This window comes from Pseudoflavonifractor phocaeensis (assembly GCF_038439875.1).
Classification (GTDB): domain Bacteria; phylum Bacillota; class Clostridia; order Oscillospirales; family Oscillospiraceae; genus Vermiculatibacterium.
Genome location: NZ_JBCDMT010000005.1, coordinates 230,691 through 256,484 on the forward strand (window position 1 = coordinate 230,691; position 25,794 = coordinate 256,484).

The window sequence follows — 25,794 nt, forward strand, 5'->3', positions numbered from 1 at the left end:
TTCAAATTTTGACGGTTGCTTCCTTACAGTTTCATGCCGCGCCAGAACTCGTCGAACTCATTTTGGAGCTGATCCCGGAATTTGGGGTGCGCAATGGAGATGAGGGCCTCCCCCCGCTCCCGCAGACCCAGGCCGAAGAGGTTGACCGCCCCGTACTCGGTGACCACCCAGTGCACGTCGATGCGGGCGGTGGAGACGGGCACGCCCGGGGGCAGAAGGGGGACGATGCGGGAGATGGTCTCGCCCTTGGCGGTGGAGGGCAGGCACAGGATGGGCTTGCCGCCCTTGGAGTAGGCCGCACCCCGGAGGAAGTCGCTCTGGCCCCCCACGCCGCTGAAGATGCGGCCGTTGTTCCACTCGCAGTTGACCTGTCCCGTCAGATCCACCTGGAGGCAGGCGTTGATGGCACAGACGTTATCATTCTGGGCGATGTTGATGGGGCTGTTGGTGTACCAGCCGGGCATCATGTTGATCATCACGTTTCGGTCCACAAACTTGTAGAGGTCGGCGGAGCCCTGGATGAACATGGCGGTGATCTTGCCCCGGTCCAGGGTCTTCCGCCTGCCATTGACCACGCCGCTTTCGATGAGGGGCAGCAGGTTGTCGGAGAAGACCTCGGTGTGGATGCCCAGGTCCTTCTTGTCCCCCAGGCACTTCAAAATGGCGTTGGGCACCTTGCCCTGGCCCATCTGGAGGCAGGCCCCGTCCGGGATCAGCTCGGCGATAAATTCACCGATTTTCGAGGAAGTGGGGTCGGTGTCGTCGATGGGCGGGATGTTCAGCAGAGGCACGTCCTCTTCCACGATGGCGTCAATTTGGGAGACGTGGATGGTGTTGTAGTTGCCGTACACCCAGGGCATGTTCTTGTTCACGTGGGCGATAATTTTTTTGCCGTGGGCGATGGCGGAGGCCCCAAAGTCCACCGACACGCCCAGGTTGCAATAGCCGTGTTCGTCCGGGGGGGTCACGTGGGCCAGCAGTCCGTCCACTGGCCGGGTGGTGGCCATGGCCCGGTCGATGAGGGACACGCTCATGGGGCAGAACTGCCCCCGCCCGTCCGAGGTGGCCATGCGGGTGACCGGCCCGCAGAAAATGGTGTCCACGTCCAGATGCCCGTGGTATTTCGGGTCGCAGTAGGGGGCGTCGCCCCAGTTGAGCCCCTGCCACAGCTGCACCCCCTCCAGCTCGTCCGCCCTGCGGCACAGGGCCTCGGCCAGCACCAGGGACTCGGCGGTGGCGTGGGTGGTGGCCCAGCGCTCCCCGGACTTCACCAGCTTTACCGCCTCGTCCGCGCTCATCACCTTGCGGCGGTAGTCCTCTCTCCAGTTCATCAGTATAACACACTCCTTACGACGTTTTTCGACTAAAACCGCTTTTGTCAAGCCCTGGAAAAATGTTCCTTTGCAAAGATTGCCGCCCCCAGCGCCCCCATGGTCTGGGGGGAGTCCGGGATGGTCACCGGGACGCCCAGCTCTTCCGAGAGGCACTGGGCCATGGTGCCGTTCAGCGCCACGCCGCCGGTCATCACCACCTGGGGCCGAATCTCCACCCGCTTGGCAAGGCCGCTGACCCGCCGGGCCACCGAGACATGGGCCCCCCGGGCCACCGAGGCCAGGGTGGCGCCGCCGGCCAGCTGGGAGATGACCTCCGATTCGGCGAACACGGTGCAGATGCTACTGATGGGCACCGCCTCCCGGCTTTGGGCCGCCAGCTGGGGCAGCTCCCGGATGGTGCAGTTGAGGACCCGGGCCATCACCTCGAAAAACCGGCCCGTCCCCGCCGCGCACTTCTCGTTCATCACAAAGTTCTCCACCCGGCCGTCGGCGCCCAGCTGGATGGCCTTGGCGTCCTGGCCGCCGATGTCGATGATGGTGCGGGCCTGGGGATAGCGGGAGACCACTCCCTTGGCGTGGCAGCTGATCTCGGTGATCTGCTCGTCGGCGCCCTGGTAGGTCATCCGCCCGTAGCCGGTGACCACCGTGTATTCCGCCTCCTCCCGGCCCAGGCCGGTCCGCTGTTTCAGCTCCTCCAGGGCCAGCTCCACGCCGTTGGTGCCGGTGCCGATATTGACCACCGCGCTGCCCAGCACCGTCCCGGCGGCGTCCACCGCCAGGACCTTGGAGGAGGAGGAGCCGATGTCGATTCCCAAAAACATAGGCCTCTCCTCACGTCCCCAGCATTTCCGCGAAGCTCTGGATGCGGGTGCGGATCTGCTCCACCGAGTCCATCTGCTGGTCCACCTCGATGTACAGCATGGGCACTCCGGCGTCGGTCAGCTCCTTTTTGTAGACGGGGTAGTCGAACTCCTCGGGGTCGCAGAACTTGAACATGCACACCACCACGCCGTCGGCCTTCTCGTCCCTGACCGTCTGGATGAGACGCTGACCCTTGGACTTGTCCTCCTCATAGAAGAAGGTGTCGCCCTTCAAATCAATCATCCGGCAGGCGATTTGCTCCATAACGCCGCCGGTGGTTCGGGACAGAGTGCGGAACTGGCGGCTCTCGTGGGCCAGGTCGTCGGCCACCACGGTAAAGCCGTTCTCGGTGAACACGTCCAGCAGCTTCACGGGTTCCATCATGAGGCCCGTGACCACCACCTTGGGCCCCCGCAGGGTCTCCTTGGGCTCCCCGGCCAGGGCGTCCATCAGCTCGGTGAGCTGTCTGGTGTACGCCGCCTTGTCCATGAACCAGGCGGCTTTCAGGATGAGGTGGCGGGCGGTGGGGTTCAGCGAGGCGGGGTAGTCCTTCACCAGCGCCACGAAGCGGCGCATGGCGGCGCGGTAGTCCTCGTAGACCTGGAAGGCTTTTTCGATGTCGCCGTCGGTGACGGCGCGGCCCGTCAGCTCCCCCAGCTGGGCGCGGAGCTTCTCGTTCTGGTGGAGGATGAAGTCCAGCGAGCCGCTGCTGGCCCGGTTCTGGAGCACGGTGTAGGTCAAGACCCTGGGCTCCTCCATGGCCACCGTCCAGTTGGCCAGGATGGATTTCATAGAGTCACAGTAGGTGGGGATGACGATGGCCTCCAGGAACCGGTAGGCCCCCCGGAGGGCCAGCTCCATGTTGGCCCGCATGATGGAACAGCAGAAGCCCTGGATGTAGCGGTCCACCTCGGTCATGGCGGTCTGGCCGCCCCACATGCCCACGGGCAGGAGCCCGGAGGCGTAGATTATCTCCTCAGGCAGGTAGATGGGGAAGCAGCCGATGGGCTTTTTGCCCGTCTCCTTCACGGAGCGGAGGATGGTCTCCTTGGGCGTCCGGCCCGCCTGGGCCAGGGCTGCGATCATTTCCTGGACGCTCATGCCTTCCCCTCCTTCCGCTTCTTATCCGCCATCATCTCCACCAGGGCCTGGACCCGGGTCTCGTACTGGGCCTCGGAGAAGACGCTGGGGTCGGTCTGGTCCCCGTCGAAGATGACGGAGGGGACTCCCAGTTCGCTCTCCAGCTTCCGCTGAATCTCGTACTGCTTGAAGTCCATGCCCTTACAGCTGCGGTTGGAGTGGAACAGCGCCCCGTCGATCTGGAAGTCCCTGGCCCGGTTCAGCAGCCGGTCGGTGGCGTACTCCACGTTGCGCTGGACGTAAATGGCGTCGTAGGCCTTTGCCATGCCCGCCAGGTCGTCCAGCTCATACAGGAGGGTCCAGGACTCGGGGTAGGTGGAGGTGACCACGTTGATGCCGTTCTTCTTCAAAATTTTATAAGTAGGGGCCAGGTAGGGCCAGCAGGCGATGCCGTCCCACAGGATGCGGTACTTCTCCTCCTCGCCGTCCTTCCAGGGCCCCAGGCCCTTGTCCCGCTTCTCCTTGAGCTCCTCGTACCAGAGCTTGAAGAGGTCGGCCCCCTCCTGCTTGCCCCGGACGCACACGATGGTGGCCATGTAGTTGAACATGTCGAAGCCGGACAGGGGCGAGGGCTTGGCCATGGCCAGGTCGGTGGCCTTTTTCCACCACATGGCGGTCTCGTTGGAAATGCGCATGACCTCCCGCAGCCGGTCCCAGTCCAGCTTCCGGCCGGTGAATTCCTCCAGCTTGGCCACGGCGTCCAGGAGCTGGGCCTTGACGAAGGCCACGTTGGCCGGGTCCACCTCATAGCTGGAGTTGAAGGGGCAGTCAATCATGATGAGGGGGATGTTGAACTTCTTCGCCAGGTTCTCATACCACTTGATGACCGTGCAGCAGATGTTGCTGCAGCAGAAGAGCAGGTCGGGGGCCGGGATATTCTCCGCCTCGGAAAAGAGGAGGTCGGCATAGCCGATGTTTACCCGGGCGTAGGAGCAGATGTCGGCGGAGTAGCCCGCGCTCTCGGAGTGCTCGATGAACCGTGGGGCGTCCTTCCGGGCCCCGATGGCGGCGGCGTGGTTCTCCGGGTAGACCACCGTCAGGCCCATGGCCTCCATCAGCTCCTGGGGGGCGATGGAGGTGGACCAGACCACCGGCCGGCCCGCCTTCTTGGCCTCCATGGCGCTGGCGTAGTGGTTTTTTAAGATCTCGCCAAGCATCTGCTTGGACGTCATTTTTTCCACGCTCAATTCCCCTCACTTCTCCGTGTAGTCGTAAAAGCCCCGGCCGGACTTGCGGCCCAGGCGGCCCGCCTCCACCATCCGCCGCAGCAGCGGAGAGGGCCGGTACTTGGAGTCGCCGGTGTCGGCGTAGATGGTCTCCATCACGGCCAGCAGGATGTCGATGCCCGCCATGTCGATGAGCTCGCAGGGACCCATGGGCCAGTTGAGGCCGTATTTACAGCCGGTGTCGATATCCTCCGGCGTGCCCACCCCACGCTCGATGAGGTCGAATGCCTCGTTTATCATGGGGTCCAGCAGGCGGTTGACGATGAAGCCCACGCTGTCGGCGGAGACGATGCAGACCTTCCCCAGCCGCTCGCCCACGGCCCGGGCCGCGGCGATGGTCTCCTCGGCGGTGCTGAGGCCCCGGACGATTTCTAAAAGCTTCATCACGGGCACGGGGTTGAAAAAGTGCATCCCCACGAACCGCTCGGGCTTGGTCACCACGCCGGACAGGGCGGTGATGGAGATGGAGGAGGTGTTGGTGGCCAGGATGGCGTCGTCGGCGCACAGCTCGCACACGCCCTTGAAGATGCTCTTCTTGACCTCCATCTTTTCGGAGGCCGCCTCGATAATCAAATCGGCATCCTTGACGGCCTTCAGCTCCGGGCTGATGGTGAGCCGGGCCAGGGCCGCAGCGCTGTCGGCGGCGGTGAGCCGCCCCTTCTCCACGCTCCGGGCCAGCTGCTTCTCGATGCCCGCCCGGGCCCGGACCAACTGTTCGCCGCTGACGTCCTGGAGGGTCACCTGGAAGCCGGACTGGATGGCGGTCTGGGCGATGCCGGTGCCCATGGCCCCGGAGCCGATGACAAAGATCTTCTGAATGTCTCTCATGTTCTTCCTCCTCAGTCCACGTTTTCCACGATCATGGCGATGCCCTGCCCGCCGCCGATGCACAGCGTGGCCAGGCCGTAGCGGACCCCACGGCGCTTCATCTCGTAGATGAGGGTGGTCAGGATACGGGTGCCGCTGTTGCCCAGGGCGTGGCCGTGGGCGATGGCCCCGCCGTTGACGTTGACCCGCTCGTAGAGGGGGCTTCCGGGGGCCATGCCCAGCTCAATGAGGCAGCCCAGGGACTGGGCGGCGAAGGCCTCGTTGAGCTCGAAGAGGCCAATATCCTCTAGCTTGAGCCCCGCCCGCTGGAGGGCCAGCCGGGTGGCGGGCACCGGACCCAGACCCATAACGTTGGGGTCCACTCCGGCGGTGGCGCTGCTGACGATTCGCACCAGGGGCTTGATGCCCCGGACCTTGGCGATATCCTCGCCCATCACCACCACGGCGGAGGCGCCGTCGTTCATGCCGGAGGCGTTGCCCGCGGTGACCGACCCGGTGCCGTCCCGGAGGAAGGCGGGGCGGAGCTTGGCCAACTTCTCCAGGGTGGTGTCCGGCTTGGGGTGCTCGTCGGTGTCAAACACAAAGGAGGACTTGCGCAGCTGGACCTCCACAGGGAGGAGCTCGTCTTGAAAGAGCCCGGCCTCGTGGGCCTTCTTCCACTTCATCTGGCTGTCATAGGCGAAGGCGTCCTGCTGCTCCCGGGTGATGTTGTAGCGCTTGGCCACGTTCTCCGCCGTCAGGCCCATGTTGAGCCCGTCGTACTTCTCGACGGGATGGGCGTGGGAGGAGGCGTACTCAAAGGCGTCCTCCACCTGGAACTTGTTCATCCGCACGCCCTCATACCGGATGGAGGAGGGCATGAAATAGGGCGCCCGGGACATGCTCTCCGCGCCGCCGGCCAATACGATACCGGCATCCCCGCTCATAATGGCGTGGGTGGCGCTGACCACCGCCTGGAGGGCGGAGCCGCACTGACGGTCCACCGAGAAGCCGGGGACGCTCTCGTCAAAGCCCGCCACCAGCGCCGACACCCGGGCCAGATTGGGGGTCTTGCTGAGCACGTCGCCCATAATGACCTGCTCCACGTCCTTCTTCTCGATGCCGCCCCGCCTGACGGCCTCCTCCAAAACCAGACTGCCCAACTGATAGGCGGGCACCGTCTTCAAGCTGCCCAAATAGGCCCCCACCGGCGTACGGACCGCGCCGGTGATTACACAATTTCCCATGTTACAACTTCCTTTCTTCCCAAAAAGACCGCGTTTTCCGGCTTCCGCCGTTCCCGTTTTCTTGCACACCCAAATTCTATTTGGAAGGCCGTTTTTTGTCCAATATCCCAAATCGAATGAATTTATATCAAATAAATTATGGATTAGGCGATATAAAAAGAGCCGCTCCGAAAGGATCGTCCTTTCAGAGCGGCTCTTTGGTGTCTTTTTTATTTATCGGAGTTTCCTGCCCTCTTTGCTCAGCTGGGAATCCCGCTTCAGCCCTTTGAAAAACTGGGTGGTCATCCCGGTAAACTGGTCGAAAATATCGTCCTGCTTCTTGTCCTTTCGGTAGCTCAGCCCCACGGTTCCATAGCAGGGCGGGTCATTCACCACCTTGTAATTTTCCCGCAGCACCGGGTCGGTAATCAGCGTGGTAAAGCTGCTGAAGGCCAGCCCGCAGCCGGACTTCACCAGTTCCCACATGATGCGGTGATCCGAAACCTCCACGGCATACCGGGGCTCGATGCCAGCCACGGCAAAAAACCGGTCCGACTCTTCCCGCAGGCTGTACCCCTTTTTCAGCCCCACGAAGGTCTCCCCCGCCAGATCCCGCAGCCGCACATGGTCTGCCTTGGCCAGCCAGTGCCCCGGCGGATAGATGATGGGACATTCCTCATTCATCAAAAGCCGGGTCTCCAGGTCCGCCACCTCCAGCAGCGGAGAGCTCAAAACAAAATCCACCGTCTTATTCCGTGCCATCTCAACAAGCTGGTCCCGCCCCACAGTTGAATAGGTGATATGAATATCCGGAGCCTGCTTGCGGAAATAAGACAGCAGCCACGAAATATAAAGGCCCATATTTGAGGCGATTTCGACGGTTTTTCCCGAGTCATGGGACATCTTCTTCAGCTCATCGCAAGTGCTGTCCAGGCTCTTGAGTATTTCCGAAATGCGTTTATAAAAGAAATCCCCATTTTGGTTGAGGCGGATCCCCCGGCCCACATGGTCGAACAGCTCCACGCCCAGCTCCTCTTCCAGCGCGGCGATGGTCTTGCTCAAAAAGGGCTGGGCCACCCCCAGCCGGGTGGCCGCCTTGGTCATATGCTCATATTCCGCCGCGCATTTGAAGTAGGCCAGCTGTTTCAATTCCATGTGTACCCACCTTCCCTCTCAGGTCACGGCTACTTCCATTCCGCTCAATCCGCCCCTTGATTTTTTGGTTAAAACGCTCAATGAAGGGCTCTTTTTTACCCGGTTCATGATATCACACGCCGGGGGAATCTGTCAAAAGATTCCCCCGGCCGCCGGTGTGGATACCCTCGTCGGAGCCCTGACTTATTGCCGGGGATATGGTACACCGCAATGCCGTTAGCGGAGCCCGCCGCTACGCCGAACCGCTCAAGTACATTTCGGGTGGAAAGGAAGCCGGGGCAAGCGACCAAGACCGACCGCCTGCCCCCCGTGGGCACCGACGCCATCTGGTGCAGGAGCAACCACAACCCCTCCCTCCGCCTTCTGCTGGACGAGATGCGGGAATACACCCAGTCGGGCGCCCCGGCCTCCGGCCCGGCGGCGCGAGACTGAAAATCCGCAAAACCGCGCCTGGAATCAGATGATTCCAGGCGCATTTTTGCGGCCGCAGTTCCGCTGGCGGACACAATAGCGGCGATGTACTGAAACGTTCGGCCGCAGTTGGGTTAAACCGCCCATCGAAACTATGATTTTCTCTTTTTGCGGCAAGGAAAGGGGAGCCGCCGGGAATACTAAGGCATTGACACAAGGGCCGCCGGCGTGGTAGGCTTGGTCCGTTCGGCGGGGAACCCCTTTCCACCCCCGCCTCGCCCGTCCCGGGCTTAGAAAGGAATGATCCAAATGTCACAAGCGCTGCTCTGGGCCGCCGGAGGCACCGGCTTCACCTTCCTCATGACCACTCTGGGGGCGGCCCTGGTCTTTTTCTTCCGCAAGACGGTCAATCTGAATTTCCAGCGGGTCTTTCTGGGCTTTGCCGCCGGGGTGATGATCGCCGCCTCGGTGTGGAGCCTTCTCATCCCCGCCATCGAGGAGGCGGAGGCCGCCGGGAAGGTAGGCTGGATCCCCGCGGCGGGCGGCTTTCTGCTGGGCGTGGGGTTCCTGCTGCTGCTGGACAGCCTCATGCCCCACCTCCACGCCGGGGCCGACCGGCCGGAGGGCCTGTCCACCTCCTGCCGCCGGACCACCCTGCTGGTGCTGGCCGTCACCCTGCACAACATCCCCGAGGGGATGGCGGTAGGCCTCTCCTTCGCCCTGGCCGCCCAGCACGGCGACGCCGCCGGCTACACCGCCGCCCTGACCCTGGCCCTCGGCATCGGCATCCAGAACTTCCCCGAGGGGGCCGCCGTCTCCCTCCCCCTGCGGCAGGAGGGGCTGTCCGCCGGACGGGCCTTCCTCCGGGGCTCCCTCTCCGGCATCGTGGAGCCCGTTTTCGGCATCCTTATGGTCCTTCTCTCCGGCTTTCTGGCCCCCTTCATGCCCTGGCTCCTCTCCTTTGCCGCGGGCGCCATGCTCTATGTGGTGGTGGAGGAGCTGGTCCCGGAGGCCCACCTGGGGGAGCACTCCCATATGGGGACCCTCTCGGTGATGGCCGGCTTTCTCCTGATGATGATTCTGGACGTGGCCCTCGGGTAAATAGCCTCCGGGGGCCCGTCCGAAGCAGGGAATTTTTTGCAAAATCAGTCTTGACAAATGCGGTTAGCTGATGTAAACTCATACACAGTCCAGGGGTTAGTAATCGCTAACCCCGTGTTTTACCCCATGTGTTAGTTTTAGCTAACTCTCAGAAGGGGATACGAGGAGGAGGGTAGGATGATGCCGCTGACGTTGGCAAAGCCCGGGGAGACCGTGGTCATCCGCAAGGTCACCGGAAAGGACGAGATCCGCCAGCATTTGGCCGAGCTGGGTTTCGTGGTGGACGGCATGGTCACGGTGGTCAGCGAGCTGGCCGGGAACCTGATCCTGCAAGTAAAGGACAGCCGGGTGGCCCTGGACAAAACCCTGGCCAGCCGGATCATGATTTGAGTGTGTGAGAGGAGGAAGGAGCATGAAAACACTGCGAGAAGCCAAGGTGGGGGACACCGTCACCGTGGTGAAGCTCCATGGCGAGGGCGCGGTGAAGCGCCGTATCATGGATATGGGCATCACCAAGGGTGTGGACCTGCACGTGCGCAAGGTGGCCCCTCTGGGGGACCCCATGGAGCTGAGCGTCCGGGGCTATGAGCTCTCCGTCCGCAGGGCGGACGCCGAGATGATCGAGATCGCCTGAGCCCCCGCGGCGGCGCTGCCCGGCGCCGCCTGTTTTCAGCAAGAGAGTTAGCGAAAGCTAATCCAAGTAGAGAGGAGACCGACCATGGAAATCAAGATCGCGCTGGCGGGCAACCCGAACTGCGGCAAAACCACGCTGTTCAACGCCCTGACCGGCTCCAGCCAATACGTGGGCAACTGGCCCGGCGTGACGGTGGAGAAGAAGGAGGGCAGGCTCAAGGGCCACAAGGACGTGGTCATTCAGGACCTGCCCGGCATCTACTCCCTGTCCCCCTACACCCTGGAGGAGGTGGTGGCCCGGAGCTATCTGGTGGGGGAGAAGCCCGACGCCATCCTCAACATCGTGGACGGCACCAACATCGAGCGCAACCTCTACCTCACCACCCAGCTCATCGAGCTGGGCCTCCCTGTGGTGGTGGCGGTGAACATGATAGACCTGGTGCGCAAAAACGGCGACCAGATCGACCTGAAAAAGCTTGGTGATGCCCTGGGCTGCGCGGTGGTGTCCATGTCCGCGCTGAAAGGCGAGGGGGGCATGGAGGCCGCGGAACAGGCCTTGGCCCTGGCCCGGAACAAGACCCACGGCGACCTCCCCCACGTCTTTACCGGCAGCGTGGAGCACGCCATCGCCCACATCGAGGAATCCATTGAGGGCAAAGTGGACCCCTGGTATCTCCGCTGGTACGCCATCAAGGTCTTTGAGCGGGACGAGAAGGTCATGGCCGAGCTGGGCCTGCCCGCCGATTTGAAGGCCCACCTGGAAGAGCATATCGCCGACTGCGAACGGGAGCTGGACGACGACGCCGAGAGCATCATCACCAACCAGCGCTATTCCTACATCAACGGCGTGGTGGACCGGGCGGTGCGGAAAAAGGCCCCCAAACACAGCCTGTCCGCCTCCGACAAGATCGACCGGGTGGTGACCAACCGGGTCCTGGCCCTGCCCATCTTCGTGGCGGTCATGTTCCTGGTCTACTACATCGCCATCGGCACTGTGGGCACCTGGGCCACCGACTGGACCAACGACGGCCTCTTCGGAGACGGCTGGTTCCTATCCGGCGGTGCCGGCTATGAGGACGCCGCCGGGGCCTATGAGGAGGCCCAGGCCATGATCGCCGGCTACGAAAACGGCGACGCTGAGGTCTACTTTTACGACGACGAGACCGGCGAGACCACCGCTGAGCCCGTGACGGCGGAGGCCTACGCCCAGGCCCTTACGGTAACCGAGCCCGACCCCGCCGACTACGGCGCCTGGGTGAACGGCATCCCCGTGGTGGTGGGCGGCTGGCTGGAGAATCTCCAGGTGGCCGGCTGGCTCCAGGGCCTCATCGTGGACGGCATCATCGGCGGCGTGGGGGCCGTGCTGGGCTTCGTGCCCCAAATGCTGGTCCTCTTCCTCATGCTCTCCATCCTGGAGGACGTGGGCTATATGGCCCGGGTGGCCTTCATCATGGACCGGATCTTCCGCAAGTTCGGCCTCTCGGGCAAGTCCTTTATCCCCATGCTGGTGGGCACCGGCTGCGGCGTCCCCGGCGTCATGGCCTCCCGCACCATTGAAAACGAACGGGACCGGCGCATGACCATCATGACCACCTGTTTCATCCCCTGCGGGGCGAAAATGCCCATCATCGCCCTCTTCGCCGGGGCCCTGTTCGGGGGCAGCGGCCTGGTGGCCACCTCCGCCTACTTTATCGGCGTGGCCGCCATCATTCTCTCCGGCATCATGCTCAAAAAGCTGAAGGCCTTTGCCGGTGACCCCGCCCCCTTCGTTATGGAGCTGCCCGCCTACCACGTGCCCGCCGCCTCCAACGTCCTGCGTTCCACCTGGGAGCGGGGCTGGTCCTTCATCAAGCGGGCGGGCACCATCATCCTGGCTTCCTCCATCATCCTATGGTTCCTCCAGGGCTTCGGCTTCGTGGACGGCGCCTTCGGCCTGGTGGAGGACAACAACCACTCCCTGCTGGCCGCTGTGGGCTCCGCCATCGCCTTCCTCTTCGCCCCCTTGGGCTTTGGAAACTGGCAGGCCGCCGTGGCCACCATTACCGGCCTCATCGCCAAGGAGGAGGTGGTCTCCACCTTCGGCGTCCTCTATCCGGGAAACCTGAGCGCCCAGATCGCCATGGCCTACACCGCCCTCTCCGCCTATTCCTTCATGATCTTCAACCTGCTGTGCGCCCCCTGCTTCGCCGCCATGGGCGCCATCAAGCGGGAGATGAACAACACCAAGTGGACCCTGGCCGCCATCGGCTATATGTGCGGCTTCGCCTATGTTGCCTCCCTTATCATTTACCAGCTGGGCGGGCTCATCCTGGGCGAGGTGGCCTTCGGCGCCGGCACCGTCGCCGCCGTGCTCTGCCTGGCCGGCCTGATCTATCTGCTGGCCCGCAGGAACCGGTATGACGAGAACCACCTTTCCATCAGCTCCGTGGCCGCCGCCACGGCCAAATAAGGAGGTATCCTCTATGAACGCGCCTACCATTCTCATCGGCCTCATCATTTTTGTCCTCTTTGCGGCCATTGTCGCCCGGGGCATCCACAACAAGCGCCAGGGCAAGGGCGGCTGCTCCTGCGGGGGGAGCTGTTCCAGCTGCGGCTGCGGCTGCTCCGCCGCCGGGGCGGGTCACTCAGGGAAATAGAGATCGGCAGCAGCAAAAGAAGGCCGGACCTTTTAGGTCCGGCCTTCTTTTATGCCTTCACCGCAGCACCCAGCGGAGCATGAGCAGCAGCCCGAAGCCCGGCGCCCCCAGCACCCCCAGCACCAGGGCGTTGAGGAGGTTTACCCCCAGCCCGGCCCCCAGGAAGGCCCCCACAGGGGCAAAAAGGGACAGGCAGGCCAGCCCCACCCCCGTCCGGGCCAGGAGCCGCAGCAGCCCGCTCAAAGGCCGCCGCAGAAGGGCCAGGGCCACCACGATGGCCAAACTCCCCAGCAGCCAGGGCAGGCTTTCCATCACCAGTTCCATCCTCACACCGCGGGCAGGGCGGGCTGCACGGCCCCCTGGAGGGCCGCCGGGACCTCCAGGGCCTTGCGCTGCCGGAGGAGGTAGGAGTACCGGGTCTGAAGGGCCTGGATCTCGTAGACGTAGGATTCCACCAGCTCCCCGTCGGCGGCGTAGTTGAATCCGGCATAGGCCTGGGCCAGGAGCACCCTGGTGTGTTCCAGGCTCTCCTCCAAGGTCTGCCTGTCCTCCATCCCCCGGTCCGGCGTCTCCCGCCGCCAGGGCAGCTTCCAACGTTGCGGCATATGCGCCACCTTCCTTTCTAAAACCATTGTATGGAAAGTGTGGACAAATATGCCGGGGGTTATACGGGGCCGGACGGAGACCGCCGCCCGTTTTGCCAAAAAAGGAGCGCCCCGTCTTTGACGGGGCGCTCCCAGAGAGCTTTGATCTTACTTGTACAGCTCCTGCAGTCTCATCAGGTGCTCGTAACGGGCCTTGGCAGACTCCTCGCTCTTGGCGAACAGCTCCTTGGCGCGCTCGGGGAAGGAGCGGGTCAGAGCGGAGTAGCGGGCCTCGTTCATCAGGAAGTCCTGATAGCCGCCCTTGGGCTCCTTGGAGTCCATGATGAAGGGGCTCTTGCCCTCCTTCTTCAGGTCGGGGTTGAACCGGAACATGTTCCAGTAGCCGCACTCGACAGCCTTCTTCATCTCGTCCTGGCAGTGGAGCATGCCGCCCTTGATGGAGTGCATCTCGCAGGGGGAGTAGCCGATGACCAGGGAGGGGCCGTGGTAAGCCTCGGCCTCACGGATGGCGGTCAAGGTCTGAGCCATGTTGGCGCCCATGGCCACCTGGGCCACGTAGACGTAGCCGTAGCTCATGGCGATCTCGGCCAGGGACTTCTTGGCGGTGGACTTGCCGGCCGCGGCGAACTGGGCCACGGCGCCGAAGTTGGTGGACTTGGAGGCCTGGCCGCCGGTGTTGGAATACACCTCGGTGTCGAAGACCATGACGTTCACGTCCTCGCCGGAGGCCAGCACGTGGTCCAGGCCGCCGAAGCCGATGTCGTAGGCCCAGCCGTCGCCGCCGAAGATCCAGATGGACTTCTTGGACAGGAACTCCTTGTGGGAGAGGATCTCAGTCACCAGAGTGCAGGCCTCGCAGTCGCAGAACTCCTTGCCGGCGGCCTTCATCTCCTGGGCGTGGGCCTTCATCTCGGGCAGCTTGTCGCCGAAGACGCCCGCGGCGGCGGGGCTGGAGGTAAAGGCGACGCAGTCGTCCACGGTCATGCGGCACTCTTCCAGCTCGGCAATGTACTTCTTGGCGGCCGCGGCGTTGGCGGTGCCGTCCTCCAAAGTGTCCAGCCAGGCCTGAGCGGCGGCCTTCAACTCGGGATCGGTGTAGGGCACGGCGATGAGGGCCTCGGTCTTCTGGACCAGGCGGTCACGGATGGCCTTCTGGCCGTAGAAGAAGCCCAGGCCGTGCTCGGCGTTGTCCTCAAACAGGGAGTTGGCCCAAGCGGGACCCTTGCCCTCCTTGTCGACGGTGAAGGGGGAGGTGGCGGCGGGACCGCCCCAGATGGAGGAGCAGCCGGTGGCGTTGGAGACGTACATCCGGTCGCCGCACACCTGGGTGATGAGACGGGCGTAAGAGGTCTCGGCGCAGCCGGCGCAGGAGCCGGAGAACTCCAGCAGGGGGGTCTTGAACTGGCTGTCCTTGACGGAGGTGACACCCACCATGTCGGCCTTCTCGGCCACCTGGGCCACGCAGTAGTCGAAGACCTCCTGCTGGGCGGCCTGGCTCTCCTGGGGCTCCATGGTGATGGCCTTGGTGGGGCAGACGCCCACGCACACGCCGCAGCCCATGCAGTCCAGGGGGGAGACGGCCATGGTGTACTGGTACACGCCCTTGCCCTTGCCGGCCTTGATGTCCACGATCTTGGCGGCGGCGGGGGCATTCTTGGCCTCGTCAGCGGTCAGAGCGAAGGGACGGATGGTGGCGTGGGGGCAGACATAGGCGCACTGGTTGCACTGGATGCACTTGTCCTGATCCCAGGCGGGGACGGTGACGGCAACGCCGCGCTTCTCGTAGGCGGCGGCGCCCTGCTGGAAGGTGCCGTCCACGTGGCCGTTGTTGTAGAAGGCGGACACGGGCAGGCTGTCGCCGTCCATGCGGCCCATGGGCTCCATCAGCTCTTCCACCATCTTCACGGTGGCGGGACGGCCGGTGAGGCTGCTGGCCTTGGGGGCGTCCTTGGCGTCCTTCCAGGAGGCGGGGATCTCCACCTTGTGCAGGAGGGAGGCGCCCATGTCGATGGCCTTGTGGTTCATGTCCACCACGTCCTGGCCCTTCTTCAGGTAGGAGTGGGTGGCGGCGTCCTTCATGTACTCCAAAGCCTGCTCGGCGGGGATGATCTTGGCCAGAGCGAAGAAGGCGGACTGGAGGATGGTGTTGGTGCGCTTGCCCATGCCGATCTCGATGGCCGCGTCGATGGCGTTGATGGTGTAGACCTGGATGTTATGCTCGGCGATGTAGCGCTTGGCCACGGCGGGCATGTGGTGATCCAGCTCCTCGTCGGACCACTGGCAGTTGATGAGGAAGATGCCGCCGTCCTTCACGTCACGGACCATGGGGAAGGCCTTGATGATGTAGGAGGGCACGTGGCAGGCCACGAAGTCGGCCTTGTTGATGTAGTAGGGGGCCCGGATGGGCTGATCGCCGAAGCGCAGGTGGCTGATGGTCACGCCGCCGGTCTTCTTGGAGTCGTACTGGAAGTACGCCTGGATGTACTTGTCGGTGTGGTCGCCGATAATCTTGGTGGAGTTCTTGTTGGCGCCCACGGTGCCGTCGCCGCCCAGACCCCAGAACTTGCACTCGATGGTGCCGGGAGCCGCGGTGTTGGGGCAGGCGTGCTCCTCCAGGGACATGTGGGTCACGTCGTCCACGATGCCGATGGTGAACTCACGCTTGGGCTCGGCCTTCTGGAGCTCCTCGTAGACAGCGAACACGCTGGCGGGAGGCGTATCCTTGGAGCCCAGGCCGTAACGGCCGCCGATGACGGTCTTGTCGGTGATGCCGGCCTCGAACAGGGCGGAGATCACGTCCTGGTAGAGGGGCTCGCCCAGGGAGCCGGGCTCCTTGGTGCGGTCCAGCACGGCGATCTTCTTGCAGGTGGCGGGGAGGGCGGCGATGAGCTTGTCGGCCCGGAAGGGGCGGTACAGCCGCACCTTGATGAGGCCCACCTTCTCGCCGTGGGCGTTCATGTAGTCCACCACTTCCTCGGTCACGTCGCAGATGGAGCCCATGGCGATGATGACCCGGTCGGCGTCGGGGGCGCCGTAGTAGTTGAACAGCTGGTAGTTGGTGCCCAGCTTGGCGTTGACCTTGGCCATGTACTCCTCGACGATGCCGGGGACCTCGTCGTAGTACTTGTTGCAGGCCTCGCGGTGCTGGAAGAACACGTCGCCGTTCTCGTGGGAGCCGCGCATGGTGGGATGCTCGGGGTTCAGGGCCCGGGCGCGGAACTCGTTGACGGCGTCCATGTCCACCATGTCCTTGAGATCATCATAGTCCCAGATGGCGATCTTCTGGATCTCGTGGGAGGTCCGGAAACCGTCGAAGAAGTTGATGAAGGGGACACGGCTCTTGATGGCGGCCAGGTGGGCCACGGCGCCCAGGTCCATGACCTCCTGGGGGTTGGACTCGGCCAGCATGCCGAAGCCGGTCTGGCGGCAGGCCATCACGTCGGAGTGGTCGCCGAAGATGTTCAGGGCGTGGGTGGCCACGGTACGGGCGGACACGTGGAACACGCCGGGCAGCAGCTCGCCGGAGATCTTGTACATGTTGGGGATCATCAGCAGAAGGCCCTGGGAAGCGGTGTAAGTAGTGGTCAGAGCGCCCGCGGCCAGAGAGCCGTGGACGGTGCCGGCGGCGCCGGCCTCGGACTGCATCTCGATGACCTTCACGGTGTTGCCGAAGATGTTCTTGCGGCCCGCGGCGGCCCACTGGTCAACATAGTCGGCCATGGGGCTGGACGGAGTGATGGGGTAGATGCCCGCCACTTCGGTGAACGCATAAGATACGTGCGCCGCAGCGGTGTTACCGTCCATGGATTTGAATTGTCTCGCCATTTTGAACGATTCCTCCTTCAGGTATTTCACGGAAAAAATTGAATCGGTTGTTACGCAGCGTCCTTATTCTATCACCTGCTTTTCATTTTGTAAACAGCCTCTTTCCATTCTCGGGACATTTTTTTGTGGAAAGTGCACCTGTTTCTCTCAAAATGGAAAAAGTAAGGATTTTTTAAACCCCTTTGTTTATCACCTGTTGAGAGTTCCTTTTGGGCGTTTTGTTCATAGACTTGACGTTTATATAGTAGACATCCCATGTCGGCGGCTGAGGGCAAAAGGCCCCCGGCGGCGCTCTGCGCCGCCGGGGGCTCCTGATTAGGGGGAGGGGCGCCAGACGGAAGGGCCGTCCCTCTGTTCCCGTGCGTGTCATGTCGGAAAAACGTACTCACAGATCAATTCATCTTGATGATCTTTGTAGTAAGTCCACCACTTGGCACAGCTTTCTTCCAGATCAGCAGCATAATAAAGCTTGTAAAGCACCCCGTTGATTGAAATCCAATCTGATGAAATCAATACTCTATAATTGATCTCATTCTCCAGCACAGAAAAATGATATTGCTGCAAGTCGGAACTACTGGTTAGGATGATTTCAAAGCTCCATTTGGGATCTGCGGCCTTTTTTGCCTCTTCTTGATCATCGGCTGGCGGTTGATATGAATATGATATCAGCCGACCAGCCAAATCATCAAACACAAAGTAGTAACCGCCGCCGGCGTCTTGAAAATTTCGAATGAATCCCATGGGCAAATCATCGCTGCTGCTTGCGCAAAGCTCGGCAAAAGGGTCAGGAGGCTTTTTCGGAAGATAATAATTTGTAAAGAGGACTAATATGACACCAGAAAGCAACAAAATAACAGCCGAACGTTTGGCTTTCATACAAACTCCTCTCCTCAACCGTAATTTCACAGCGAAACTTTTATTTCACACCTTTATTATACGCTTCGTTTTATTGGAGTCAATTTTTCAACTCCGCGTGTCTCCTCCCCACCACCCGGCCGTTTTTACATAGCGGCACCCTGCCGTCCCCATCCCAGCGGCGTGTACCTTCCGGGAAAATCCATTTCTTTTGCCAACTCCCCTCCTCTGTGGTACAATAACCCCAAAACGAAAGGGGGCTTTTTCCATGATGACCCAGGTGCGCTCCCTGGGCCTCCGCGGCGTGGAGGGCTACGAGGTCACCGCCGAGTGCGACCTCTCCGGCGGCCTACCCAATTTTGAGATCGTGGGGCTCCCCGACACGGCTGTGAAGGAAGCCCGGGACCGGGTGCGCGCGGCGGTGAAGAACTGCGGCTTCACCTTTCCCGTCTCCCGCATCACGGTGAACCTGGCCCCCGCCGACCGGCGGAAGGGGGGCACGGTCTACGACCTGCCCATTCTGGTGGGCATCCTCTCCGCCGGGGGCCAGCTGCCCCCGGTCTCCCCCAAGGCCGCCTTTCTGGGGGAGCTGTCCCTCTCCGGGGCGGTGCGGAGCGTGCCGGGGATGCTCCCCATGGCCCTGGCGGCAAAGGCGGCGGGGATCGAGGCCCTCTTCGTCCCCGCCGACGCCGCGGCGGAGGCTACCCTGGCCAAGGGGCCGGCGGTGTACCCCGTGGCCCACGTCTCCCAGCTGGTGGCCCACCTGACGGGGGAGGCGCCCATCTCCCCGGCCCCGCCCTGGAGCCCGGGAGCGGAGGGGGAGGAGGTCCTGGACTTTGCGGAGGTGAAGGGCCAGGAGAACGTAAAGCGGGCCCTGGAGATCGCCGCCGCCGGGGGCCACAACGTGCTGATGATCGGCCCGCCGGGCTCGGGCAAGTCCATGCTGGCGAGAAGGCTGCCCTCCATCCTCCCCGGCCTGTCGGAGCGGGAGGCCTTGGAGGCCACCGCCGTGTGGTCGGTGCTGGGGCTCACCGACAAGGACCGGCCCCTGCTCACCGCCCGGCCCTTCCGCGCCCCCCACCACACCATCTCGGCCATGGGCATGGCCGGGGGCGGCGCCCCCATCCCCCGGCCAGGGGAGATCTCCCTGGCCCACCACGGCGTCCTCTTCCTGGACGAGCTGCCGGAATTTCACAAGGACGTGCTGGAGGTCCTCCGCCAGCCCATGGAGGAGGGGACGGTGCAGATCACCCGGGCCGGCGGCAGCGAGCGCTTCCCCGCCCAATTCATGCTGGTGTGCGCCATGAACCCCTGCAAATGCGGCTGGTACGGCCACGGCGCCCGGTGCAAGTGTTCGCCCAAGGACGTGGAGAAGTACCAGTCCAAGCTCTCCGGCCCTCTGCTGGACCGGGTGGACCTGACGGTGGAGGTGGACGCCCCCGACTTCGACACTCTCTCGGAAAAACCGGCGGGGGAGACCTCCGCCGCCATCAAAGGGCGGGTGGATGCCGCCCGCTCGGTCCAGGCCGCTCGCTTCGGGGCGGAGGGCGTGCCCTGCAACGCCCAGATGGGCCGGGGGGAGCTGGAGGCCTTCTGCCCCCTGGACGGCCCCTGCCAGGCCCTTTTGAAGGGGGCTTTCGAGCGCATGGGCCTCACCGCCCGCAGCTATGACCGCATCCTCCGGGTGGCGCGGACCATCGCCGACCTGGACCACAGCGAGGCCATCCAGGTCCCCCACCTGGCGGAGGCCCTCCAGTACCGGGCCAGCGGCTGGCTGGCGAAATAGCGTTCCCGTCAAAACGGGGAGACGCCGTTTGAAAAGACGGTTTTCCTTCTCTTGATTCCACTGCCCCGTGGTCGGATCGGGGCCCCCTTTCAACATCAGATATTTAAAGTGAGGTCATTCCATTGAACGAAATCATTCTCCTGAAGCTGGGCGAGCTGGTCCTGAAGGGCCTGAACCGCCGCACCTTTGAAGAAAAGCTCATGTCCAACGCCCGCCGGAGGCTCCATTCCTACGGCTCCTTCCAGGTGACCACCAAGCAGTCCATCACCTACGTGGAGCCCCAGAGCGACGACTGCGATATGGACGGGGCCTTCGAGGCCATGAAACGGGTTTTCGGCGCCGTGGGCGTCTGCCGGTGCCGGGCCTGCGCCAAGGACAAGGAGGTCATGCTGACCACCATCCGGGAGTTTCTGGCCCCCCAACTGGCCGCCGCCGGGACCTTCAAGGTGGAGTGCAAGCGTTCGGACAAGGCCTTCCCCCTCAACTCCATCCAGCTGGCCCAATACCTGGGCGGGGAGCTGGATGATCTTTACCCCCACCTCACCGCCGACATGCACCACCCCGACCTCACTGTCTACGTGGAGGTCCGGGACGACGCCGCCTTCGTCCACGGCAACACCGAGCCGGGGGCGGGCGGCCTGCCCGTGGGCATGGGCGGACGGGCCGTGAGCCTTCTCTCCGGCGGCATCGACTCCCCCGTGGCCTCCTGGATGATGGCCAAGCGGGGGCTGTGCCTGGAGATGGTCCACTTCTTCTCCTACCCCTACACCTCCGAGGAGGCCAAGCAGAAGGTGCTGGACCTGGCCAAGATCCTGACCCCCTGGACAGGGCGGCTGGTGGTCCACGTGGTGCCCTTCACCGCCATCCAGGAGGAACTGCGCCGCTCCTGCCCTGAGGAACTCTTCACCATCCTCATGCGCCGGTTCATGATGCGCATTTCCGCCGAGGTGGCCCGCCGCACCGGGGCGGGGTGCCTGGTCACCGGCGAGAGCCTGGGCCAGGTGGCCAGCCAGACCATGGAGGCCATGCAGTGCACCGGCGCCGTCACCTCCCTGCCGGTTTTCCGCCCGGTGGTGGGCATGGACAAGGAGGAGATCATCCGTATCTCCCGGCGCATCGACACCTTTGAGACCTCCATCCTCCCCTATGAGGACTGCTGCACCGTCTTTACCCCTAAGCACCCCAAGCTCCGGCCCACCGTGGCCGAGTGCGAGGCCGCCGAGGAAAAGCTGGACGTGGACGCCATGGTGAAGGACGCCGCGGACCATATCGAGCGCATCCATATCAGCGTGGAATGAGGGGTCGGCGGATACTGTTTGGTTGGTGCCTGGTTGTACGTCGGGACGTGGATAAATCTGGGGAACATTTCTTTTCGGTCTTAGGGAAGCGTGACCTGGCCGGCATAGCCGGCCAGGCTCCGCTAAAAATGCGCCGCCGGCGCATTTTCTAAACGCTGCTGCCTCAGACCCCCAAAGAAAAATCTTTGGTGCTAACCTGCACGCAGACTCCCTTTTTAGTAGAAGGTCTACTGCCCGAAGCTAGGGGTATAAGCACAGGAGCGTCTGTGCGACACGTAGCCCCTTTCGCGCCGCTGCCACTGACGTGCTCTTGATCGATAAGTGCCCCATTCGCACATGTCCTTAGCCTTCCCCCTGGGGGAAGGTGGCAGCCCGAAGGGCTGACGGATGAGGGAAACTGGGGATAATAGAAAAGGTTTTACTAAGCCGATAAGTTCCCCTCATCAGTCTCGCTGCGCTCGACAGCTTCCCCCAAGGGAAGCCTAAGACCTGTCGAACCCCGGACCCGTTACGAGGCAAGTGGACGGGGTCTTCCCACACTCTTGCGGACAGCCCCGGGGGATGAATCCAAACAAGGGGGCCGAGGCCCCGCAGCGTTAAGAAAACTTGCCAGTGGCAAGTTTTTAGCGTAGGCCGCCCGGCTATGCCGGGCGGATCTCTCTTCCACGGGGAGCACAGCAGGGGGTACCACCGTTCAAGGCGGACAAACAAATTTGGAAAGGAAGTCCTGTCAAATGTCCCACACCGCTGAACTTATCGCCGTCGGCACCGAGTTGCTTCTGGGCAACATCGCCAACACCGACGCCCAGACCTTGTCCAAGGAGCTCTCCGCCCTGGGCATCAACGTCTTTTACCACACCGTGGTGGGGGATAACCCCGACCGCCTGCGCCAGGCTGTGGACATCGCCAAGGGCCGGGCCGACATCCTCATCACCACCGGCGGCCTGGGCCCCACCTGCGACGACCTGACCAAAAACGTCCTGGCCGAGGCCTTCGGCAAAAAGCTGGTCTACAACCCTGAGGCCGCCCAGCGGATGGAGGCCTACTTCCAAAAGCTCCACCCCGAGGCGGGCCAAAAGATGACCGAGAATAACTACCAGCAGGCTTATCTTCCCGAGGGCTGCACCCCCTTCCAAAACGACTGGGGCACCGCCCCCGGGTGCGGGTTCGAGGCCGGGGGCGTCCACGTGGTGATGCTCCCCGGCCCCCCCTCCGAGTGCGGACCCATGTTTCGGGCCCGGGCCGTGCCCTACCTCCGGGACCTCACCGACGGGGTCATCGCCAGCCGGTCCCTGCGCATTTTCGGCATGGGGGAGTCGGCGGTGGAACACCAGCTCCGGGAGCAAATGAATTCCCTCCAGAACCCCACCCTGGCCCCCTACGCCAAGGAGGGGGAGGTGGAGCTGCGCATCACCGCCAAGGCGGAGGATGACCACGCCGCCCAGGCCCTCATCGCCCCGGTGGAGCGGGAGCTGCGGGAACGGTTCGGCCCCCTCATCTACGGCGCAGACGTGCCCTCTTTGGAGTCTGTGTGCCTGTCCCTGCTCCGGGAACAGGGCCTCACCCTCTCCGCCGCCGAGAGCTGCACCGGCGGGCTCATCGCCAAGCGGTTCACCGACCTGTCCGGGGCCTCCGCCGCCTTCCGGGGGGGGGTGGTGAGCTATACCAACGAGGTGAAGCACTGCGTTCTGGGCGTTCCCCAAGACCTGCTGGACCAGTACGGCGCCGTCTCCGAGCCGGTGGCGAGGGCCATGGCGGAGGGCGCCCGCCGGGCGCTGGGGGCCGATTTGGCGGTGTCCGCCACCGGGGTGGCCGGGCCGGACGCCGACGACCGGGGCAACCCGGTGGGGCTCGTGTACGTGGCCCTGGCCTGGGAGGGGGGCGTCCACGTCCGCGCCATCCACGCCGCCGGGCCCCGGGAACGAGTGCGCACCGTGGCGGCCAGCCACGCCTTCGACCTGGTCCGCCGGAGGCTGACGGGGCTGGATCTGTGAGCCTGCGTCCTCATCCGGCAGGGGAGAGGCCTGCTTCCATGGATAATCGGAAACACCTCTCCCGCCGCCGGCCGATTCCCCCGCGCCGTGAAAGGAGGCGAACTTCTCCGTGAAACTCTGCCTTGTCTCTCCTCTATGCAAAGCCTGACGGGCGGCCTGCATAGAGGATATTCTTTCTGACTCATCGCCCCGACAGGCTTTGCTTTTGTTTTATTAATACAAACAAAAGGAGCAAAGTCTGTATGAAACGTCATTTGAACACCCACGCCATGGGGCCCTTCCTGCTCCTGTGGCTCACCCAGTCCTTTTCCACCCTTGGCAGCTCCATGACCAGCTTCGCTCTGGTGGTCTGGTCCTATCAAAATTCCGGGTCCGCCCTGACCACCGCCCTGCTCTCCGTCTGCTCTTACGCCCCGTACATCCTTATGAGCGTCTTTGCCGGCGCCCTCAGCGACCGGTGGGACAAGAAGCGGGTCATGCTTTTCAGCGACACCTTCGCCGCCTGCTGCACCGCGGCGGTGCTGATCCTGCTAGAGGGCGGCGGCCTGCGGATCTGGCACCTCTACCTGCTCAACTCCCTCAGCGGGCTGATGAACACCTTTCAGCAGCCCGCCTCCGAGGTGGCGGTCAGCCTGCTGGCCCCTCAGGACCAGTACCAGAAGGTGGGCGCCCTGCGCTCCCTCTCCAACTCCCTCAACAGCATCCTGGCTCCGGCGCTGGCCTCCGCTCTCTTTGCCCTGGCCGGGCTCCGGGTGGTCATCCTTTTCGACCTGGCCACTTTTCTCGTCGCCTTCGGCACCCTTTTGTTCCGAATCGCCATTCCCCCGGCGCCCGGGGCGGCGGGGGAGGGGGAGCGTCTTTTCCGCGCCGCCGGGGCGGGGCTTCGGTACCTGCGGGAAAACCGGGGCATCCTCCACCTGATCCTGTTCCTGGCGGCCATCAATTTCACCGCCTCGGTCTACAACGCCGCCCTGCCCGCCCTTCTGCTCTCCCCGAGAGGGGGCGGGGAACAGGTCTACGGCATCGTGAACACGGTCTCGGGGGCCGCCATGCTGGCGGGGAGCCTTCTGGCCGCCATACTGCCGCCCCCCAGGAGCCGGGTGCGGGTCATCTGCAACGCCCTGCTGCTGACCATGGGCACGGAAAATCTGCTCCTCGCCCTGGGCCGTGACCTCCCCGTCTGGTGCCTGGGGGCCATCCTGGGCTGGGTGGGCATCCCGATCATGAATACCAATCTGGACGCCCTGATGCGCGGCGTCATCCCCATTCCCATGCAGGGGCGGGTCTACTCCGCCCGGAACACCCTCCAGTTTTTCACCATCCCCCTGGGCTACACCCTGGGCGGGCTTCTGGTGGACAAGCTCTTCGAGCCTCTCATGGCCGCCCAGGGCCCCGGCGCCCTCCTTGCCCGCCTTTTCGGCACGGGGAAAGGGGCGGGCGCCGCCCTGCTGTTTTTCCTTCTAAGCCTGCTGGGGACGGTCACCTGCCTGGTCTTTCGGGCCGACCGCCGCATCTGGGATCTGGAGCGGGGAAGGGAGGGAGAATGAGGCCGCCTTGACATTTCCCTGGAAATCGTTTACTCTTAGTAATAAATTGGAGTAAAAACAGGAAACGAGGGGTCGCTATGTCAGATTACGCCAGCCGCCGGATTTCGGAGGCCGAGCTCTCCGTGATGGAGGCCTTGTGGGATGCCGGAACGCCGATGACCGCCAAGGAGCTCCAGGAGACGCTGAAGGTGACCCGGGGGTGGGAGCGCACCACCGTCCGCTCCCTGCTGACCCGGCTGGCCGAAAAGGGCTCCGTCTCGGTGGACAAGACCGCCGACGTGGCCGCCTATGCCGCGGGCTTTACCCGGGACGAGTACGGCTGGGACCTGACCGAGGTGCTGGTCTCCCGCCTCTACGACGGGGACGCCAAGGCCCTCACCGCCGCCCTGTGCCGGCACGGCTGCCTTGACCAGCGGGACCTGTCCGACCTGGAATTTCATATGTGACCGGAATCAAATACCACATGCCGCATTTTTCCAAGAAAAAATGCGGCATGTTTTCTTTTTTTAACTCCCAATTCGATTATGTGTTCCCACCAATGAGCGGCGGATAACAGCGTGAATATCCTCGTTGCCTTGTGAAAACAGAGAAATATTGTATGATGTAAAAGGATTTTGACTGTGGAGTTTAGAAGACGTAAAATATATCTGATAGACTAAAGGTTTCTTTAGCGGTATGATTTCAATAGAAAAGGTGGTGTGGTTAATGGATATTGGTTCTAAAATTAAAAATGCACGACTTAACGCAAACCTTACACAAGAGCAGGTAGCAGAAGTCCTTGGTGTGAGCCGTCAGACAGTTTCAAACTGGGAAAATGAAAAAACCTACCCGGACATTATAAGCGTAGTGAAAATGAGTGACTTATACCACATCAGCCTTGACCACTTGCTAAAGGAGGAAAAGACTATGCCGAATTACTTAGACTATCTGGAAGAAAGTACAAACACAGTTAAGAGCAATGACCGTAAAGCAAAAATCACATTTATTTCCGTTTACCTTGCAATCTGGGCTTTTGCAATTATTGTTTTCTGGTTCTTCACAAGCGGATCTGATGCAATGGGATATAGCTTGATGTTCCTATGGGTATTGCTCCCGGTTTCGACTTTCATCTTCTCTTTAATGATTGGAAGGAATAACTACTGGGGTAATCAAAAATGGGTATCTGCCATTGTTTTTGGTGTTATGTATATGTTGGCAGAGTACGCAACCTTCAGCGTGGCCAACATGGTAGCGTTCCACAAGTTCAATATGCCTGAATTTGGGATGATCGTGGGCGGTGCAGTGATATCTGCTATAGGAATTGCAATAGGTTCTGCCGCAAGACGAATGAAGCAAAGCAGATAAATCGGAAGCA

Annotated in this window: 23 protein-coding genes; 12 read left to right on the top strand and 11 right to left on the bottom strand. The window is 62.7% G+C overall.

Features of this window, described 5'->3' with window-relative positions; genetic code table 11:
- Positions 1–23 precede the first annotated feature (23 nt).
- From AAEU42_RS10825 to AAEU42_RS10855, 7 genes are all read right to left on the bottom strand, one after another.
- Entirely contained in the window at positions 24–1,331 is a 1,308-nt protein-coding gene (locus tag AAEU42_RS10825; protein WP_342233567.1) for an acetyl-CoA hydrolase/transferase family protein, read from the bottom strand.
- Positions 1,332–1,378: 47 nt separating this feature from the next.
- Positions 1,379–2,155: an acyl-CoA dehydratase activase gene (locus AAEU42_RS10830; protein ID WP_342233568.1), complete on the bottom strand. Its 777-nt coding sequence runs from the start codon at positions 2,153–2,155 to the stop codon at positions 1,379–1,381.
- Between the two features lie 10 nt (positions 2,156–2,165).
- A complete protein-coding gene (locus AAEU42_RS10835; RefSeq protein ID WP_342233569.1) occupies positions 2,166–3,296 on the bottom strand; it encodes a 2-hydroxyacyl-CoA dehydratase subunit D in 1,131 nt (376 codons plus the stop codon).
- Positions 3,293–4,507: a 2-hydroxyacyl-CoA dehydratase subunit D gene (locus AAEU42_RS10840; RefSeq protein WP_342233774.1), complete on the bottom strand. Its 1,215-nt coding sequence runs from the start codon at positions 4,505–4,507 to the stop codon at positions 3,293–3,295. The genes AAEU42_RS10835 and AAEU42_RS10840 overlap by 4 nt, the downstream gene beginning before the upstream one ends.
- A gap of 21 nt (positions 4,508–4,528) precedes the next feature.
- On the bottom strand, positions 4,529–5,389 hold the full coding sequence (locus AAEU42_RS10845; protein ID WP_342233570.1) for a 3-hydroxyacyl-CoA dehydrogenase family protein: 861 nt from the start codon (positions 5,387–5,389) through the stop codon (positions 4,529–4,531).
- A gap of 11 nt (positions 5,390–5,400) precedes the next feature.
- Positions 5,401–6,615 carry a thiolase family protein gene (locus tag AAEU42_RS10850; protein WP_342233571.1) on the bottom strand — a complete coding sequence of 405 codons (1,215 nt, stop codon included), beginning with the start codon at positions 6,613–6,615 and terminating at the stop codon, positions 5,401–5,403.
- A 213-nt stretch (positions 6,616–6,828) separates the two neighbouring features.
- A complete protein-coding gene (locus AAEU42_RS10855; protein ID WP_342233572.1) occupies positions 6,829–7,749 on the bottom strand; it encodes a LysR family transcriptional regulator in 921 nt (306 codons plus the stop codon).
- Positions 7,750–8,010: 261 nt separating this feature from the next.
- Here AAEU42_RS10855 and AAEU42_RS10860 point away from each other — a divergent pair, with 261 nt between their 5' ends.
- The 6 genes from AAEU42_RS10860 to AAEU42_RS10885 all read left to right on the top strand — a co-directional run bounded on the left by AAEU42_RS10860 (position 8,011) and on the right by AAEU42_RS10885 (position 12,530).
- On the top strand, positions 8,011–8,181 hold the full coding sequence (locus AAEU42_RS10860) for a hypothetical protein (RefSeq protein WP_342233573.1): 171 nt from the start codon (positions 8,011–8,013) through the stop codon (positions 8,179–8,181).
- 288 nt (positions 8,182–8,469) lie between these two features.
- Positions 8,470–9,261 carry a ZIP family metal transporter gene (locus tag AAEU42_RS10865; protein WP_342233574.1) on the top strand — a complete coding sequence of 264 codons (792 nt, stop codon included), beginning with the start codon at positions 8,470–8,472 and terminating at the stop codon, positions 9,259–9,261.
- Positions 9,262–9,438: 177 nt separating this feature from the next.
- Complete coding sequence (locus AAEU42_RS10870) at positions 9,439–9,651, top strand: FeoA family protein (protein ID WP_342233575.1); 213 nt, start codon at positions 9,439–9,441, stop codon at positions 9,649–9,651.
- Between the two features lie 22 nt (positions 9,652–9,673).
- A complete protein-coding gene (locus AAEU42_RS10875; protein ID WP_342233576.1) occupies positions 9,674–9,895 on the top strand; it encodes a FeoA family protein in 222 nt (73 codons plus the stop codon).
- 84 nt (positions 9,896–9,979) lie between these two features.
- Entirely contained in the window at positions 9,980–12,343 is a 2,364-nt protein-coding gene (gene feoB / locus AAEU42_RS10880) for a ferrous iron transport protein B (RefSeq protein ID WP_342233577.1), read from the top strand.
- 13 nt (positions 12,344–12,356) lie between these two features.
- Positions 12,357–12,530: a FeoB-associated Cys-rich membrane protein gene (locus tag AAEU42_RS10885; protein WP_342233578.1), complete on the top strand. Its 174-nt coding sequence runs from the start codon at positions 12,357–12,359 to the stop codon at positions 12,528–12,530.
- Between the two features lie 57 nt (positions 12,531–12,587).
- Here AAEU42_RS10885 and AAEU42_RS10890 read toward each other — a convergent pair whose 3' ends face one another.
- From AAEU42_RS10890 to AAEU42_RS10905, 4 genes are all read right to left on the bottom strand, one after another.
- A complete protein-coding gene (locus tag AAEU42_RS10890; protein WP_342233579.1) occupies positions 12,588–12,854 on the bottom strand; it encodes a pro-sigmaK processing inhibitor BofA family protein in 267 nt (88 codons plus the stop codon).
- A gap of 2 nt (positions 12,855–12,856) precedes the next feature.
- Positions 12,857–13,135, bottom strand: coding sequence for a DUF2508 family protein (locus tag AAEU42_RS10895; protein ID WP_342233580.1), 279 nt, complete (start codon positions 13,133–13,135; stop codon positions 12,857–12,859).
- Between the two features lie 147 nt (positions 13,136–13,282).
- Positions 13,283–16,960, bottom strand: coding sequence for a pyruvate:ferredoxin (flavodoxin) oxidoreductase (nifJ, locus tag AAEU42_RS10900; RefSeq protein WP_342233581.1), 3,678 nt, complete (start codon positions 16,958–16,960; stop codon positions 13,283–13,285).
- A 366-nt stretch (positions 16,961–17,326) separates the two neighbouring features.
- Positions 17,327–17,836, bottom strand: a complete 510-nt coding sequence (locus tag AAEU42_RS10905) for a hypothetical protein (RefSeq protein ID WP_342233582.1) — start codon at positions 17,834–17,836, stop codon at positions 17,327–17,329.
- Between the two features lie 247 nt (positions 17,837–18,083).
- On the opposite strand from AAEU42_RS10905, the gene AAEU42_RS10910 reads away from it, so the two are divergent.
- The 6 genes from AAEU42_RS10910 (at position 18,084) to AAEU42_RS10935 (ending at position 25,784) form a co-directional block, all read left to right on the top strand.
- The gene (locus AAEU42_RS10910; protein ID WP_342233583.1) at positions 18,084–19,601 is read left to right on the top strand and encodes a YifB family Mg chelatase-like AAA ATPase; all 1,518 of its coding nucleotides are present in this window, start codon (positions 18,084–18,086) and stop codon (positions 19,599–19,601) included.
- A 122-nt stretch (positions 19,602–19,723) separates the two neighbouring features.
- The gene (gene thiI / locus AAEU42_RS10915; RefSeq protein WP_342233584.1) at positions 19,724–20,899 is read left to right on the top strand and encodes a tRNA uracil 4-sulfurtransferase ThiI; all 1,176 of its coding nucleotides are present in this window, start codon (positions 19,724–19,726) and stop codon (positions 20,897–20,899) included.
- A gap of 734 nt (positions 20,900–21,633) precedes the next feature.
- Positions 21,634–22,893 (top strand): competence/damage-inducible protein A, encoded by a 1,260-nt coding sequence (locus AAEU42_RS10920; protein ID WP_342233585.1) that lies wholly within the window; start codon positions 21,634–21,636, stop codon positions 22,891–22,893.
- A 242-nt stretch (positions 22,894–23,135) separates the two neighbouring features.
- Positions 23,136–24,440 (top strand): MFS transporter, encoded by a 1,305-nt coding sequence (locus AAEU42_RS10925; protein WP_342233586.1) that lies wholly within the window; start codon positions 23,136–23,138, stop codon positions 24,438–24,440.
- Between the two features lie 77 nt (positions 24,441–24,517).
- Entirely contained in the window at positions 24,518–24,886 is a 369-nt protein-coding gene (locus tag AAEU42_RS10930) for a BlaI/MecI/CopY family transcriptional regulator (protein ID WP_342233587.1), read from the top strand.
- A 229-nt stretch (positions 24,887–25,115) separates the two neighbouring features.
- Positions 25,116–25,784 carry a helix-turn-helix domain-containing protein gene (locus tag AAEU42_RS10935; RefSeq protein ID WP_342233588.1) on the top strand — a complete coding sequence of 223 codons (669 nt, stop codon included), beginning with the start codon at positions 25,116–25,118 and terminating at the stop codon, positions 25,782–25,784.
- Positions 25,785–25,794: the final 10 nt, after the last annotated feature.

Bases quoted from the DNA above. Each gene is read 5' to 3' on its own strand.
- AAEU42_RS10825 (WP_342233567.1), bottom strand. From the start codon at position 1,331: ATGAACTGGAGAGAGGACTACCGCCGCAAGGTGATGAGCGCGGACGAG.
- AAEU42_RS10830 (WP_342233568.1), bottom strand. From the start codon at position 2,155: ATGTTTTTGGGAATCGACATCGGCTCCTCCTCCTCCAAGGTCCTGGCG.
- AAEU42_RS10835 (WP_342233569.1), bottom strand. From the start codon at position 3,296: ATGAGCGTCCAGGAAATGATCGCAGCCCTGGCCCAGGCGGGCCGGACG.
- AAEU42_RS10840 (WP_342233774.1), bottom strand. From the start codon at position 4,507: ATGACGTCCAAGCAGATGCTTGGCGAGATCTTAAAAAACCACTACGCC.
- AAEU42_RS10845 (WP_342233570.1), bottom strand. From the start codon at position 5,389: ATGAGAGACATTCAGAAGATCTTTGTCATCGGCTCCGGGGCCATGGGC.
- AAEU42_RS10850 (WP_342233571.1), bottom strand. From the start codon at position 6,615: ATGGGAAATTGTGTAATCACCGGCGCGGTCCGTACGCCGGTGGGGGCC.
- AAEU42_RS10855 (WP_342233572.1), bottom strand. From the start codon at position 7,749: ATGGAATTGAAACAGCTGGCCTACTTCAAATGCGCGGCGGAATATGAG.
- AAEU42_RS10865 (WP_342233574.1), top strand. From the start codon at position 8,470: ATGTCACAAGCGCTGCTCTGGGCCGCCGGAGGCACCGGCTTCACCTTC.
- AAEU42_RS10870 (WP_342233575.1), top strand. From the start codon at position 9,439: ATGATGCCGCTGACGTTGGCAAAGCCCGGGGAGACCGTGGTCATCCGC.
- AAEU42_RS10875 (WP_342233576.1), top strand. From the start codon at position 9,674: ATGAAAACACTGCGAGAAGCCAAGGTGGGGGACACCGTCACCGTGGTG.
- feoB (WP_342233577.1), top strand. From the start codon at position 9,980: ATGGAAATCAAGATCGCGCTGGCGGGCAACCCGAACTGCGGCAAAACC.
- AAEU42_RS10885 (WP_342233578.1), top strand. From the start codon at position 12,357: ATGAACGCGCCTACCATTCTCATCGGCCTCATCATTTTTGTCCTCTTT.
- AAEU42_RS10890 (WP_342233579.1), bottom strand. From the start codon at position 12,854: ATGGAACTGGTGATGGAAAGCCTGCCCTGGCTGCTGGGGAGTTTGGCC.
- AAEU42_RS10895 (WP_342233580.1), bottom strand. From the start codon at position 13,135: ATGCCGCAACGTTGGAAGCTGCCCTGGCGGCGGGAGACGCCGGACCGG.
- nifJ (WP_342233581.1), bottom strand. From the start codon at position 16,960: ATGGCGAGACAATTCAAATCCATGGACGGTAACACCGCTGCGGCGCAC.
- AAEU42_RS10905 (WP_342233582.1), bottom strand. From the start codon at position 17,836: ATGAAAGCCAAACGTTCGGCTGTTATTTTGTTGCTTTCTGGTGTCATA.
- AAEU42_RS10910 (WP_342233583.1), top strand. From the start codon at position 18,084: ATGATGACCCAGGTGCGCTCCCTGGGCCTCCGCGGCGTGGAGGGCTAC.
- AAEU42_RS10920 (WP_342233585.1), top strand. From the start codon at position 21,634: ATGTCCCACACCGCTGAACTTATCGCCGTCGGCACCGAGTTGCTTCTG.
- AAEU42_RS10925 (WP_342233586.1), top strand. From the start codon at position 23,136: ATGAAACGTCATTTGAACACCCACGCCATGGGGCCCTTCCTGCTCCTG.
- AAEU42_RS10930 (WP_342233587.1), top strand. From the start codon at position 24,518: ATGTCAGATTACGCCAGCCGCCGGATTTCGGAGGCCGAGCTCTCCGTG.
- AAEU42_RS10935 (WP_342233588.1), top strand. From the start codon at position 25,116: ATGATTTCAATAGAAAAGGTGGTGTGGTTAATGGATATTGGTTCTAAA.